This window comes from Saonia sp., from assembly GCF_056326165.1.
The window spans coordinates 543397-556727 of sequence record NZ_JBWFBN010000001.1 but is presented as its reverse complement, the minus strand read 5'-3'; the positions used below and the strand labels follow the sequence as shown (position 1 = coordinate 556727).

12 protein-coding genes are annotated in these 13331 nt (G+C 37.5%); 9 read left to right on the top strand and 3 right to left on the bottom strand.

Going from position 1 to position 13331, the window contains the following annotated elements; translation table 11 throughout:
- Positions 1–42: 42 nt before the first annotated feature.
- The 4 genes from AC000W_RS02460 to AC000W_RS02445 all read left to right on the top strand — a co-directional run bounded on the left by AC000W_RS02460 (position 43) and on the right by AC000W_RS02445 (position 3901).
- Positions 43–1467: a sulfatase family protein gene (locus AC000W_RS02460; RefSeq protein ID WP_474745729.1), complete on the top strand. Its 1425-nt coding sequence runs from the start codon at positions 43–45 to the stop codon at positions 1465–1467.
- Positions 1464–2177, top strand: coding sequence for a tRNA1(Val) (adenine(37)-N6)-methyltransferase (locus AC000W_RS02455; protein ID WP_474745728.1), 714 nt, complete (start codon positions 1464–1466; stop codon positions 2175–2177). The genes AC000W_RS02460 and AC000W_RS02455 overlap by 4 nt, the downstream gene beginning before the upstream one ends.
- A gap of 69 nt (positions 2178–2246) precedes the next feature.
- Positions 2247–3425 carry an acyl-CoA dehydrogenase family protein gene (locus tag AC000W_RS02450; RefSeq protein WP_474745727.1) on the top strand — a complete coding sequence of 393 codons (1179 nt, stop codon included), beginning with the start codon at positions 2247–2249 and terminating at the stop codon, positions 3423–3425.
- 74 nt (positions 3426–3499) lie between these two features.
- On the top strand, positions 3500–3901 hold the full coding sequence (locus AC000W_RS02445; protein ID WP_474745726.1) for an RDD family protein: 402 nt from the start codon (positions 3500–3502) through the stop codon (positions 3899–3901).
- An 85-nt stretch (positions 3902–3986) separates the two neighbouring features.
- On the opposite strand, the gene AC000W_RS02440 is transcribed toward AC000W_RS02445, so the two are convergent.
- Together AC000W_RS02440 and AC000W_RS02435 are read right to left on the bottom strand one after the other, a co-directional pair.
- Positions 3987–4724, bottom strand: a complete 738-nt coding sequence (locus AC000W_RS02440) for a sulfite exporter TauE/SafE family protein (protein WP_474745725.1) — start codon at positions 4722–4724, stop codon at positions 3987–3989.
- A gap of 24 nt (positions 4725–4748) precedes the next feature.
- A complete protein-coding gene (locus AC000W_RS02435; RefSeq protein WP_474745723.1) occupies positions 4749–6200 on the bottom strand; it encodes an exonuclease domain-containing protein in 1452 nt (483 codons plus the stop codon).
- Between the two features lie 87 nt (positions 6201–6287).
- Here AC000W_RS02435 and AC000W_RS02430 point away from each other — a divergent pair, with 87 nt between their 5' ends.
- The 5 genes from AC000W_RS02430 to AC000W_RS02410 all read left to right on the top strand — a co-directional run bounded on the left by AC000W_RS02430 (position 6288) and on the right by AC000W_RS02410 (position 11478).
- The gene (locus AC000W_RS02430; RefSeq protein WP_474745722.1) at positions 6288–7544 is read left to right on the top strand and encodes a Y-family DNA polymerase; all 1257 of its coding nucleotides are present in this window, start codon (positions 6288–6290) and stop codon (positions 7542–7544) included.
- On the top strand, positions 7541–7990 hold the full coding sequence (locus AC000W_RS02425) for a LexA family protein (RefSeq protein WP_474745720.1): 450 nt from the start codon (positions 7541–7543) through the stop codon (positions 7988–7990). The genes AC000W_RS02430 and AC000W_RS02425 overlap by 4 nt, the downstream gene beginning before the upstream one ends.
- 60 nt (positions 7991–8050) lie before the next feature.
- Positions 8051–9145, top strand: coding sequence for a GHMP family kinase ATP-binding protein (locus AC000W_RS02420; RefSeq protein WP_474745719.1), 1095 nt, complete (start codon positions 8051–8053; stop codon positions 9143–9145).
- A gap of 3 nt (positions 9146–9148) precedes the next feature.
- The gene (locus tag AC000W_RS02415) at positions 9149–10018 is read left to right on the top strand and encodes a sugar phosphate nucleotidyltransferase (protein ID WP_474745717.1); all 870 of its coding nucleotides are present in this window, start codon (positions 9149–9151) and stop codon (positions 10016–10018) included.
- A gap of 104 nt (positions 10019–10122) precedes the next feature.
- The gene (locus AC000W_RS02410; RefSeq protein WP_474745715.1) at positions 10123–11478 is read left to right on the top strand and encodes a Gfo/Idh/MocA family protein; all 1356 of its coding nucleotides are present in this window, start codon (positions 10123–10125) and stop codon (positions 11476–11478) included.
- A gap of 37 nt (positions 11479–11515) precedes the next feature.
- Here the strand turns inward: AC000W_RS02410 and AC000W_RS02405 are convergent, their stop codons facing one another.
- A complete protein-coding gene (locus tag AC000W_RS02405; protein WP_474745713.1) occupies positions 11516–13168 on the bottom strand; it encodes a solute:sodium symporter family transporter in 1653 nt (550 codons plus the stop codon).
- Between the last annotated feature and the right edge of the window lie 163 nt (positions 13169–13331).

Sequence of the window (13331 nt, the reverse complement as noted above, 5' to 3'; positions counted from 1 at the left end):
TCTTTTGTCAGCTTTAATTAGCTGGTTACATATTAGAAAGCCATGTATAAACATTTCATAATTCTATGCTTTACAGTCGCCCTTTTTTCATGTAAAGAAGTAAAAAAAGAAACACCTATAACACCTCCCAATATTGTACTAATATTCACGGATGACCAAGGATATCAAGATTTAGGCGTATTTGGTTCCCCAAACATTAAAACACCTCATTTGGACCAAATGGCAAAGGACGGTGTAACACTAACAAGTTTTTATTCTGCCCAAGCTGTATGTTCTGCGTCCAGAGCAGGTATCCTAACGGGCTGCTACCCCAATAGGATTGGAATCCATAATGCCCTTATGCCCAATGCTAAAGTTGGTCTCAATTTATCGGAAACCACCATAGCCGAGATGCTAAAAACAAAAGGGTATAAAACAGCAATTCATGGAAAATGGCATCTTGGGGATCATCCAAAATTTATGCCCAATAATCAAGGGTTCGATGAGTATTTTGGCATTCCCTATTCCAACGATATGTGGCCCTTGCATCCACAACAGGGTCCTATTTTCAATTTTGGGGCATTACTTTTATATGAAAATGAAACTGTATTGGACACCCTTACGGATCAGTCCAATTTGACTACTCAAATTACAGAGCGCAGTGTAGATTTTATCAATAGAAATAAGGAAAATCCATTCTTTTTGTACGTGCCCCATCCGCAACCGCATGTTCCCCTTTTTGTATCGGATAAATTCAAAGGAAAATCGGAACGAGGATTGTATGGTGATGTAATTATGGAAATCGATTGGTCCGTGGGTCAAATTATAGATGCCCTAAAAAAGAACGGACTGGAAGAAAACACACTCGTTATTTTTACATCGGACAATGGTCCATGGTTATCCTATGGTAACCACGCTGGTAGTGCACTCCCTTTTAGGGAAGGAAAAGGAACTGGCTGGGAAGGTGGACAACGAGAGCCTTTTATTATAAAATATCCTACAAAACTAAAAGCAGGAAGAACATTGGATACACCCATCATGGCAATTGACATTTTGCCAACCTTGGCTGAAATAACTAATGCTGACTTACCTACAAAAACTATTGATGGAAAGAGCGTATGGAAGGTACTAACAGGAGAGGAAGAAAATGGCCCGCAGGAAGCTTACTTTTTCTATTACAGAGTAAATGAACTCTTTGGGGTTCGTTATGGGAAATGGAAGTTGTATTTTCCACATAGGTATAGAACTATGGAAGGTCAAGAACCAGGAAAAGATGGACTGCCGGGAAATTACAAAATGGTGAATTTAGAAGAAATAGAGCTGTATGATTTGCAAAATGATGAAAGTGAGACCAAAAATATTGCCAGTGAAAATCGTGAAATCGTGGAAAAAATCAAGGAACTTGCAAACGAAATGAGAGCCAGACTAGGGGATTCATTAATGGATATAGAAGGTTCCGAATCTAGGCCCGCAGGAACAGTAGAATGAGCAAACCCTTCAAATTCAAACAATTTACTATTGAGCAAGATAAATGTGCCATGAAAATAGGTACAGATGGTGTATTGCTGGGAGCTTGGGCTTCTTTGGAACACAACCCCTATTCTATCTTGGATATTGGTGCGGGGACAGGAATCATTGCATTGATGTTGGCCCAAAGGAGCCATGCAGAAAATATAGAGGCCATAGAAATTGATGCAGATGCTTACGAACATTGTGTGGAAAATTTTGAGGAATCCGCCTGGGCAGATAGGCTCTTTTGCTACCATGCGGATCTAGACGAGTTTGTGGATGAAATTGAAGAGAAATACAATCTTATTGTTTCCAATCCTCCCTTCTATAAAGAAGAAATGTCCAGTGGAAACAACTCAAGGGATATGGCAAGGCAAACCTCATCTTTGCCCTTTGATGAATTATTGGAAAGTGTTTCCAAATTACTCGCTAAAGAAGGCATTTTTGCAGCTATTATTCCTTACAAAGAAGAAGAATCTTTTATTAAGTTAGCAGCAACATTTGGGCTTTTTCCAAAACGAATATGCCGCGTAAAAGGCTCTCCAGCAACAGAAACAAAGAGAAGCCTACTAGAGTTTAGTTTTAAACTTATACAACCTTTTATAAATGAACTTATTATTGAGATAGAACGCCATAACTACACCCCTGAATACATTACTCTTACTCAAGATTTTTATTTAAAAATGTAACTTTAAGTGAGCGCATTGTTATATTTTGTTTATTTATCTTTGGTAAAATAGAACTATTTCAAAATACATATGAAGCCAGACCTTTTTGAAGCTCCCGACTACTACCATTTAGACGATTTACTTTCTGATGAACATAAATTGGTGCGCGATGCCGCTCGCCAATGGGTAAAAAGGGACGTCTCCCCAATTATTGAAGAGTATGCTCAAAAGGCAGAATTTCCCAAGCAGATTATTAAAGGGCTGGCAGAAATTGGGGCTTTTGGCCCTTATATTCCAGAAGAATATGGTGGTGCCGGTTTGGACTATATAAGTTACGGGCTTATTATGCAAGAGATTGAACGTGGTGACAGCGGGGTGCGCTCCACGGCATCTGTGCAATCTTCGTTAGTAATGTACCCTATTTTTGCATACGGGTCTGAGGAACAAAGAAAAAAATACCTGCCCAAATTGGCCTCGGGTGAATTTATGGGTTGTTTTGGGTTAACGGAACCCAACCATGGCTCCAACCCAAGTGGCATGGAAACCAAGTTTAAGGATATGGGCGATCACTATCTTTTAAATGGTGCCAAGCTTTGGATTTCCAATTCTCCTTTTGCAGATATTGCAGTTGTTTGGGCAAAGAATGAAGCAGGTAGAATCCACGGTCTAATTGTAGAACGTGGCATGGAAGGTTTTTCCACGCCCGAGACCCATAACAAATGGTCCTTACGAGCATCTGCCACAGGAGAGCTTATTTTTGACAATGTAAAAGTGCCTAAAGAAAACCTTTTGCCCAACAAAGATGGTCTGGGGGCACCCTTGGGCTGTTTGGACTCCGCCCGTTTTGGGATTGCATGGGGCGCTATTGGTGCCGCCATGGATTGTTACGATACCGCTTTGCGCTATGCCAAGGAACGCATACAGTTTGGCAAGCCCATTGCCGCCACCCAATTACAGCAAAAGAAACTGGCAGAAATGATCACCGAAATCACCAAAGCACAGTTGCTCACTTATAGACTGGGGCAGTTAAAGAATGAAGGCAAGGCCACTACGGCCCATATCTCTATGGCAAAACGCAACAATGTGGATATGGCCTTAAAAATTGCCCGTGAGGCCAGACAGGTGTTGGGCGCTATGGGCATTACCGGGGAATACAGCATTATGCGTCATATGATGAACTTGGAAAGCGTTATCACCTATGAAGGCACCCACGACATTCATTTATTGATTACTGGAGCTGATATTACAGGGTTTGCGGCTTTTAAGTAGCACTTGTATTTATTATAATAATCAATTGTATTCATTAAATTTATCCAACAAACTTTGTTGACAATAACATATTTATGGAAAAAAATTATGCAATTCTTCCTGATAGAGTCAAAGCAGCCGTTATCGATAGTATAATACTAGTTGCCTTTATGTACGCCACTTCTGAAATATTCGCTTTCTTTAATGAAGTTCCACAATATATTCGGATTTTGGCTTTCATTCTAATTGCCATTTTGTACGACCCAATATTTACCAGTAAATATGGTGGGACAATTGGGCATACATTTAGTGGTATTTCAGTAAAAAAAGAAAACGATTCAACAAAAAATATCTCTTTCCCGGTTGCTATTGTTCGTTTTATATTAAAAGCCTTATTGGGGTGGATATCACTTCTAACAGTAACCATGAACGATCAAAGAAAAGCCATTCATGATTTTGCCGCAGGTTCTATAGTTATAGAAGATAAAAAATCATAGCTAAATTTATACCTTAACCATAGATGCTTATTTATTGATTACGGGGGCTAATATTACAGGCTTTGGAGCTTTTAAGTAATACTTATTAGATACCAAAAAAATAATTTCCTAGTGTAATAATTCCTATGATTAAAATTAGAATTAGGGATATTTTTTTGAACTTCTCTTGAGGAATATAATTTAGAATTCTCTTGCCAATGTATGTTCCCAAAAAACCTATTATTAATAAAAATGGAATATATAATAGAATGGATTTTTGAATATACCCATTTTGATAGTACACTACTGTTCTTGACAAATCAACTGCAAAATCTATTGCTGCTGAGGTGGCTATAAATACACTTTTATTAAGATTAAATGCCGACATTGTAAGGCCCCTAATAGCCCCTCCTGTTCCCAATAAACCTGCTACAAAACCAGACAAGGTTCCACCAACTATAGACTCATTCCTTTTTGCTTTAATCACCAAATCCTTTTTTATCAAAAAAAGAAGGCTTAAAGTTATTAGAAAAAAACCCAATATCATTTCCAATAATGTAGTCTCAATTATCTTAGATAAATACCCTCCAATAATCACAAATAACACAGAGGGAACCCCTATGTTTATAAGAAGTTTTTTATTTAATCCTTTTTTAAAAAGAGCTATTTTACTTATGTTGCTAAAAACATGAAAAACTGCCGTTAATCCCAGTACAGTATGAAAATCAAAATAAAAATTTCCTAAAGGAACAAAAAAAACAGAAGATCCAAATCCTCCTATTGTTCCTATAATCTCAGCCAATAATGCTAGTAGTAAAAAAAAATATTTAATGTCTATTCCCATAGAAAATCATATTATATACTGGTTTTATTCTAGCTTCATTACAAGTTGTAAAGAATTATTATTTCCTATTTCTATTTCAGTATTGCTGAATGTCCTTTCAGTTGCTTCATTAGTAATCGCAACCACATTCTCTTCATTATTCTTTAAATACCAATTTAATATTCTACGTATATCTCTATTGTCCTTTTGTGTTTGGAGGGCAGTTATATAATGATTGGGGTGTTTTTCAATAGCTAGTTTTTTAGAGTACCCAAACCCTTTATAGATTCCATTTTCTACCAATACAAAGGCAATCTCTTTTTTTGTGCGCCCTTTTTCCTTTATAAGAAAACTTTCTTTCTTAAACTTTAAAGATTTTATGGCTTTTTGTACCCTTTTATTGTACCGTTCCACTTCTTCCGCTCCCCTACAAATGCCCTTGCATTCTTTTATTTGGTAATGAAAACAACTGCTCACATTGGTCTGTAAATGACAATATTTTGGGCAGAGTTCAAACTCCTTGCAAAGTTTTTCCAAAAAAACACGGCATTCCGTTACGTTGTAGAATTTCATAATTGGATTGGCCACCGCTTTTATCTTATTATAAGCCAAATGCAGAATTCCAGATGCATCCATATAACTAAAAATTGCCAAGCTTTCTCTAGACCTACGCTGTGCTCTATTGTACTTGGGGTACAGGGTTTTTATTTCGGTAGATTCTAAGAGCAACGCCAAAAGCTCATTCCCTGTTTCGGTATAGGTAACATCAGCTGTTTCCATGCACATGGTCACCTCCTTTTTAGCCTTATCATAAAAATGACTCAATACCCGCTTTTTTATATTAATGGCCTTGCCTACATAAATTATGTCTTTCTCTAGATTTTTAAAATAATAGACCCCTTCGGTCTCCGGTAAAGCATCAAACACTTTCAAAGACAACATGGGTGGTAATGTAGCCTGTCTGGAACGCCCATTTAAAAAAGCATGGAACACCTTGTTGTCAACATCAAGTCCCAGTAACTGTTCAAAAAGGGTAACGGTTGCTTCCGCATCTCCCCTGGCGCGGTGCCTGCCCACTATTTCTATGCCTCTGGACTTGCACAATACCCCAAGACTGTAGGATTTTAATCCTGGAACTAGTTTCCGAGATAAACGCACCGTACACAATTTTTTTCGTTTAAAATCAAATCCCAGCTCCTTAAACTCATTTTGAATAATATTGTAATCAAAGTTCACAGAATGTGCCACAAAAATCGTGTCATGGGTCATTTCTTCTACTTTTTTGGCTATCTCATAAAACTTAGGTGCGTGGCTTACCATGGCATTGGTAATTCCCGTAAGATTTGTGATAAAAGGTGGAATATTGCATTCTGGGTTTACCAAGCTTGTAAATTCATCAACTACCTTTTCACCATCGTGCTTAAAAATGGAGATTTCGGTAATCTTCATTCCCGTATATCCGTTCCCAGTGGTTTCTATGTCGACAATGGTGTACAAAGCTCTATTTCTTCTCTTGAAATTTGAAGATAAGAATTAATAAAATGACTCTCTTCTTATCCTTCTTTTTTAACTACTTTTAATCCTATGTTTGCACTGGTAGATTGTAATAATTTTTATGCTTCCTGTGAGCGGGTTTTTCAGCCCCAGCTCAACAATCAACCTATTGCCATATTGTCCAATAATGATGGCTGTTTTATTTCTAGAAGTAATGAAGCAAAAGCATTGGGTCTACCTATGGCATCTGCCGCTTTTAAGTACAAGGACTTCTGCAAAAAGAACAACATCCATGTATTTTCATCTAATTACCCTTTGTATGGGGATATGAGTACACGGGTCATGAATATTTTGGGCACTTTTACGCCAGGCATGGAAATTTATAGTATTGATGAGGCCTTTTTAAAGCTTGAAGGCTTTGACCACTACGACTTTAATTCCTATGGGCAAAAAATACAGTATAAAGTTGAAAAATGTACGGGAATCCCCATCAGCATTGGCATTGCGCCCACAAAGGGATTGTCCAAAGTGGCCAACAAGATTGCCAAGAAATTAAAGGATAGAACCGGCGGCGTTTATGTGATAGATTCTGATGAAAAACGCATTAAAGCCTTAAAATGGACAAAAATTGAAAGCGTATGGGGCGTGGGACGAGGAAATTTGGCCCGATTGCAATCCAAAAATGTAAAAACCGCTTACGATTTTACACAACTGCCCGATGACTGGGTAAAAAAACAAATGGCCATTACAGGGCTCCGTTTAAAAAGGGACTTGGAAGGCAAACCTACCTTGGATTTGGATGATGATTCCCAAGACAAGAAAGCCATTGCCACTACCCGAAGTTTTGAGTATACCTTTTCTGATATTGATAATATAAAAGAACGCATTTCCACCTTTGCCACAAGTTGTGCCGAAAAACTACGGGCACAAAAAAGTAGTTGCCATATGGTCTATGTTTTTTTGCAAAGCGATAGACACAAAAAGAACGAACCACAGGATAAGGGCAGTATTTGTGTTACATTGCCCTATGCCACGGATTCCAGTCTAACCATAAGCAACCATGCGGTAAATGCGGTAGCATCCATATATAAACCTGGAATAAAATATAAAAGGGCAGGCGTTGTGGTCTGTGGGTTGGTGCCAACAGATGCCAGGCAGTTGGATTTGTTTTTGAGCGAAGACCCAAAGCACAAAAATTTGATGAAAGCAATGGACAAAATGAACACTAAATATGCCTTTAAATTAAAAATTGCCAATCAAGATTTGAAACGTACATGGAAAATGCGTCAAGAACATCTTTCCCCAAAATACACCACCAACATCAATGAAATTATTACCGTAAAATGATATCAAGAAAAAACATGAGTGCGGGTTCGTTACAATTCTTTACTTCAAAAAAGAATGAAGAAATGGACATTCCACTTATACAAGGCGGTATTTCTGCTGGATTTCCTTCTCCTGCCGATGACTTTAAAGAAACCCGTATTAGTTTGGATAAAACTTTGGTAAAAAACAAAGACGCCACTTTCTATGCACGCGTTAGTGGAAAATCCATGATAGATGCTGGCCTGGATGATGGTGATTTATTAGTCATAGACCGTAGTTTGGAGCCCCAACAAGGAAAGATAGCCGTTTGTTTTATTGATGGGGAATTTACCGTAAAACGCCTAAAAATTGATAAAGATGCTCTTTACCTTATGCCAGAAAACAAACAATACCAATCCATAAAGGTCACCCCCGAAAACAACTTAATGATATGGGGCATTGTCACCTACGTGATTAAAGCCGTATAATAAGGTTTTTCCTATTTCATAAGCCAGTAATAAGTAATATTTTCGCTTTAAAAATTTCACTTGGAAAAAACTACCGTAAAAAATAACATTATCTCGGAGGCGCCTGGCAGGGTTTGCTTGTTTGGTGACCATCAGGATTATTTGGGACTCCCTGTCATTGCCTGTGCCATTGACAAATACCTTACAATCTCTGCCACTAAAAACAATTCTGATTTCTTTCGGTTCAATTTTTTGGATTTGAACGAAACAAGGGAAATCAATATCCACGATACGCTTTCCAATGCCAACAACAATGATTTTATAGCACTTGCAATCAAAAGGTTAAAAAAATATGATTGTCATCCCACTATTGGATATGATATAGAGGTAAAAGGGAGCGTACCCATGAACGCAGGACTTTCCAGCTCCTCTGCCCTTATGGTGGCATGGGTGAATTTTTTGGCACATACTTTTGGGCTCAACCAACCCATTATCCAAGAATTGATAGCCAAAATAGCCTATGAGGCAGAAGTAGAGGAACGTGGCAATCCAGGTGGAAAAATGGATCAGTACAGTATTGGCTTGGGAAATATCATCTTCTTGGAAACAGGTGAAAAATCTGCTTATGAGACTATTGGGGAAACTTTGGATGGTCTTATTGTTGGGGAATCGGGCATCCCAAAAGACACATTGGGGCTTTTAGGAAGCAAAAAAGAACTTGCCCTAAAAGCTTTGGACATTTTAAAAGGCAAGTTCCCGGATTTTAAGATTGAAACCCTCACTGAAAATGAATACGACCAATATGCCCCACATCTTTCAGAAGAATTACTACCTTATTTTTATGCAGCTGTCCACAATCATGTGATTACACAAAAAGCATTATTGGAACTCAAAAAAGATGTATTGGATTATTCTGCCATTGGTGAGCTTATGAATGCTCATCATACCATATTAAAAGACATATTAAAAATTACAGTCCCAAGAATTGATAATATGATTGATGCCGCACTAAATGCAGGGGCATTGGGAGCAAAAATAGTAGGTTCTGGTGGTGGTGGCTCCATAGTGGTACTTGCGCTAAAAAATCAAGAAAAGATTATTAATGCCTTAAAAAATGCGGGGGCAGTAAACGCATATACTACTGTAGTGTCAAAAGGTGTCCAGATTAAAAAATAAAGAATGCATAACAACTTAATAATATTGGCTGGTGGTGCTTCTTCTAGAATGAAAAAGGAAGTAAATACTTCTAATTTGAGTCAAAAAGATATAGAACAGGCTAACAATAAAAGTAAAGGCCTTATTGGTGTAGGAGAAGAAGGCTTACCTTTTTTACATTATTTATTAAACAATGCCAAAAAAGCGGGTTACAGAAATATCTATATCATTATAGGTGAGACCGACATACATTTTCAAGAAGTATATGGTACTGCAATCAAAAATAATGAGTTTCATGGCCTATCCGTTTCCTTTGCCAGACAATACATCCCAAAGAATCGGATAAAACCATTTGGTACTGCTGATGCTGTTTTTCAAACATTGGAGCAATTTCCAGAATTACAATCCGAAGCTTTTACCGTCTGTAATAGTGACAATTTATACTCTATAGAGGCTCTTAGTTTGCTTGCAAATACCTCAAGTTTAAATGCTCTTTTAGGTTATGATAGAGATACATTAGAATATCCAGAGGAACGTATAGCCCGTTTTGCCCTAATGAAGGTTGATGACACCAATTATATGGTGGATATTATTGAAAAACCACTTGTAGAAGATGTTCCCAAATACCAAGATAAACATGGGAAGCTACGTGTAAGTATGAACATTTTTAAGTTTGATGGTCCCTTATTCTATCCATACCTAAAAAATTGCCCTGTGCATCCAGAAAGAAATGAAAAGGAATTGCCAACAGCACTGTTAAATATGATTCGTGATAATCCCCAATCTACCAAAATGATACCTATTGCGGAGCATGTTATTGACCTAACCTCAAAACAGGATATTGGAAACGTACGGGAATATTTAAAGGAAAACTATCCCAAACTAGTTTGGTAAACTACCTTGGCATAAGTCCACGGGATATGTATAAGAAATTTTTTTAGCTTCTAACTAAGTTAAATCTAGATTATCGAGTAAATTTATAACCAAACCCTTTGTTTATGGAATCTCGTAGAACCTTCATTAAAAAAACAACGGTAGCTGCCAGTGCAGTGACCATAATGCCCAATCTAATTCTATCCAATGGGCAAAATTTGGATGATAAATTAAAAATCGGGCTTATTGGAGTGGGTCTGCGTGGCACCAATCACTTAAACAATCTTTTAAAAAGAGATGATGTGCTTATCACTGCCATTTGCGATATTGACCCAAGAAGAATTGAGATTGCTCTAAAGCATTGTGCTGAAGCTAAAAACCCTAAGCCAGCAATTTTTGGTGACCATAGTATGCACTATTTGGATTTGTTGGAATTAAAAGAGGTTGATGCCGTTATAATTTCTACCCCTTGGTTGTGGCACACAAGAATGTCTGTTGATAGCATGAAGGCTGGCAAATACACAGGTGTGGAAGTTTCTGCCTCCAACACCATGGAAGAATGCTGGGATTTGGTAAATACTCATGAAGCCACAGGTTCTCATCTTATGATTTTGGAAAATGTAAATTATAGGCGGGATGTTATGGCGGTTCTCAATATGGTCCGTCAAAATGTATTTGGGGAAATGGTACATTTTAGATGTGGATATCAGCATGATCTAAGAGGCGTTAAATTAAACGATGGGGTAACACCTTATGGAAAAGGGGTTGAGTTTGGGGAAAAAGGAATATCAGAATCCAAATGGCGTACGCAACATTCAGTCCTAAGAAATGCCGATGTATATCCCACCCACGGAGTAGGGCCTATTGCCGCCATGTGCGATATTAATAGGGGAAATAGGTTTTCATCGCTAACATCAACAGCATCAAAAAGTATTGGCTTGCATAATTATATTGTTAAAAATGGTGGTGTAAATCACCCAAACGCAAAAGTAAAATTTAAACAAGGGGATGTTATCACCACCACCGTTGAAACCACTAACGGAGAAACTATTATTATTACCCACGATGTAAATCTACCAAGACCGTATTCTTTAGGTTTTAGGGTACAAGGTGCTAACGGACTTTGGGAAGTGGATGGCAACAGAATTTATGTTGAAGGAGAATCAGAACCCCACCGTTGGGACAATGCAGATGAATGGCTAAAGAAATATGACCATCCATTATGGCAAAAATATGGAGAATATGCTACTGGCGCAGGGCATGGTGGAATGGACTTCTTTGTAATTAATTCCTTTGTAGAATCTGCGAAACAAAATATTGCACCACCCCTGGATGCTTATGATGCCGCAGCATGGAGTGCTATAACGCCTTTATCAGAAGTATCTATAGAAAATAACGGAGAACCACAAGATTTCCCTGATTTTACTAGAGGAATGTGGATTAATAGAAAACCTTATGATTGGATAAAAGATACTTATTAAATTAAAAAGGGCTCTTGAAAAAAGCCCTTTTTAATTTTTACTTAGCGAAGTAGATATAAATTCCTATCACTATAACGCAAACAGCTATTCCTACCTGCTTAACATACTTATAAGGTTCTATAGAAACTTGTTTAGTGTACTCCAACTCAAAGGCTTCTTTTCTTGGCCATATTTTTCCAATTATCAGCATAATAACAATATTCAATGCAAACAAAATAGCCATTACGTGCAAATAATGTGGGTATGCATCTGCTTCTACTAATTTAAGCGCAGCTGAATCAGTAACCCCTGAAGCTTTTGCAGCTTCCAAAGCTTTGTTCACATAATGTTTTTGCAAACCAAACTGGCTAATAATATATAGCACGGAACCAGAGATGATACCAATTTTTGCTGCAATTGCGGGTACTCTTTTGGTTAAATACCCAACTACAATAATTGTTAAGATTGGAATACTGTATATCCCATTAATTTCTTGTAAGTAATCAAATAAACTACCTGCGTTGGCAATCAAAGGTGCAATGAACATAGCAGCCAAAGCCAAACAAATTCCAAATATTTTTCCATATTTAACTACAGTTACCTCTGGTGCGTCTTTATTAATGTGCTGCTTATAGACATCAATACCAAACAAGGTGACAGAGCTATTCAATACACTATTAAATGAACTAAGAATTGCCCCGAAAAGTACAGCAGCAAAAAACCCAATCATCGGTTTTGGCAATACCTCCCTTACCAGTTCAGGATAGGCCAAATCACTTGAGGCTAAACCTCCATCAAAATAGTGATAGGCAATCATTCCTGGCAACACTAAGATTAGCGGCCCTAAAATCTTTATAAAAGATGCCAATAGCAATCCTTTTTGCCCTTCTGCCAAGTTCTTGGCACCCAAAGCTCTTTGTATAATTTGTTGGTTGGTACCCCAATAAAATAACTGTACCAACATCATTCCTGTAAAAATGGTGGAAAATGGCACCTCTTGACCATGATTCCCTGTAGAGTCAAATCTTTCTGGATGGGTAGTCATCAATGTATCTAAACCAGTAAATATATTTCCGTCCCCAATGGCCATTAAACCAAAAATAGGAATTAATATTCCTCCAATTAGTAAACCTATGGCATTAATAGAATCTGAAACCGCAACGGCTTTTAGGCCTCCAAAAACAGCATAAATAGAACCAATAATTCCTATTCCCCATATACATACGATTAGTGCTGTTTTATCAGAAACTCCTAAAAGTTCTGGTACATTAAACATCCCACTAATTGCCACAGAACCAGAATACAAGATGACTGGAAGCAACACCACCACATATCCTGTTAAAAATAATATTGAAGTAATGGTTTTTGTAGTAACATCAAATCGTTTTGCCAAAAACTGTGGCACTGTTGTCAATCCGCCTTTAAGGTATCTTGGCAATAAAAAGATGGCAGTTACTACCATGGTTATTGCTGCCAAGGTTTCCCATGCCATTACCGATAATCCATCTGTATAAGCACTACCATTAAGCCCAACTATTTGCTCCGTAGAAAGGTTGGTCAACAATAATGATCCTGCAATAACTCCTGCAGTAAGGCTTCTGCCTCCTAAAAAATAGCCGTCAGATGTTTTTTCATTAGTTTTTCTTGTTGCCAAATAGGCAATGACCGCCACCAATATGGTGAAGCCTAAAAAAGATACTATTCCTAACATGTTAGTTTATTTGGTTAATTTTAAGTCTCTAAATATATTGGATTATTGTTTATAATAGGGGTGTTAAACTAATAAATCCACAAAAAATCTTTTAATAGTTAACAAATAACGTTTTCGTAGACTTCTATTAATTCTTCATTATCCTTATTAATCTTTCATTAAT

Coding starts and splice junctions, on each gene's coding strand:
- AC000W_RS02445 (WP_474745726.1), top strand. CDS start 3,500: ATGGAAAAAAATTATGCAATTCTTCCTGATAGAGTCAAAGCAGCCGTT.
- AC000W_RS02425 (WP_474745720.1), top strand. CDS start 7,541: ATGATATCAAGAAAAAACATGAGTGCGGGTTCGTTACAATTCTTTACT.
- AC000W_RS02405 (WP_474745713.1), bottom strand. CDS start 13,168: ATGTTAGGAATAGTATCTTTTTTAGGCTTCACCATATTGGTGGCGGTC.
- AC000W_RS02455 (WP_474745728.1), top strand. CDS start 1,464: ATGAGCAAACCCTTCAAATTCAAACAATTTACTATTGAGCAAGATAAA.
- AC000W_RS02415 (WP_474745717.1), top strand. CDS start 9,149: ATGCATAACAACTTAATAATATTGGCTGGTGGTGCTTCTTCTAGAATG.
- AC000W_RS02460 (WP_474745729.1), top strand. CDS start 43: ATGTATAAACATTTCATAATTCTATGCTTTACAGTCGCCCTTTTTTCA.
- AC000W_RS02440 (WP_474745725.1), bottom strand. CDS start 4,724: ATGGGAATAGACATTAAATATTTTTTTTTACTACTAGCATTATTGGCT.
- AC000W_RS02430 (WP_474745722.1), top strand. CDS start 6,288: ATGTTTGCACTGGTAGATTGTAATAATTTTTATGCTTCCTGTGAGCGG.
- AC000W_RS02450 (WP_474745727.1), top strand. CDS start 2,247: ATGAAGCCAGACCTTTTTGAAGCTCCCGACTACTACCATTTAGACGAT.
- AC000W_RS02410 (WP_474745715.1), top strand. CDS start 10,123: ATGGAATCTCGTAGAACCTTCATTAAAAAAACAACGGTAGCTGCCAGT.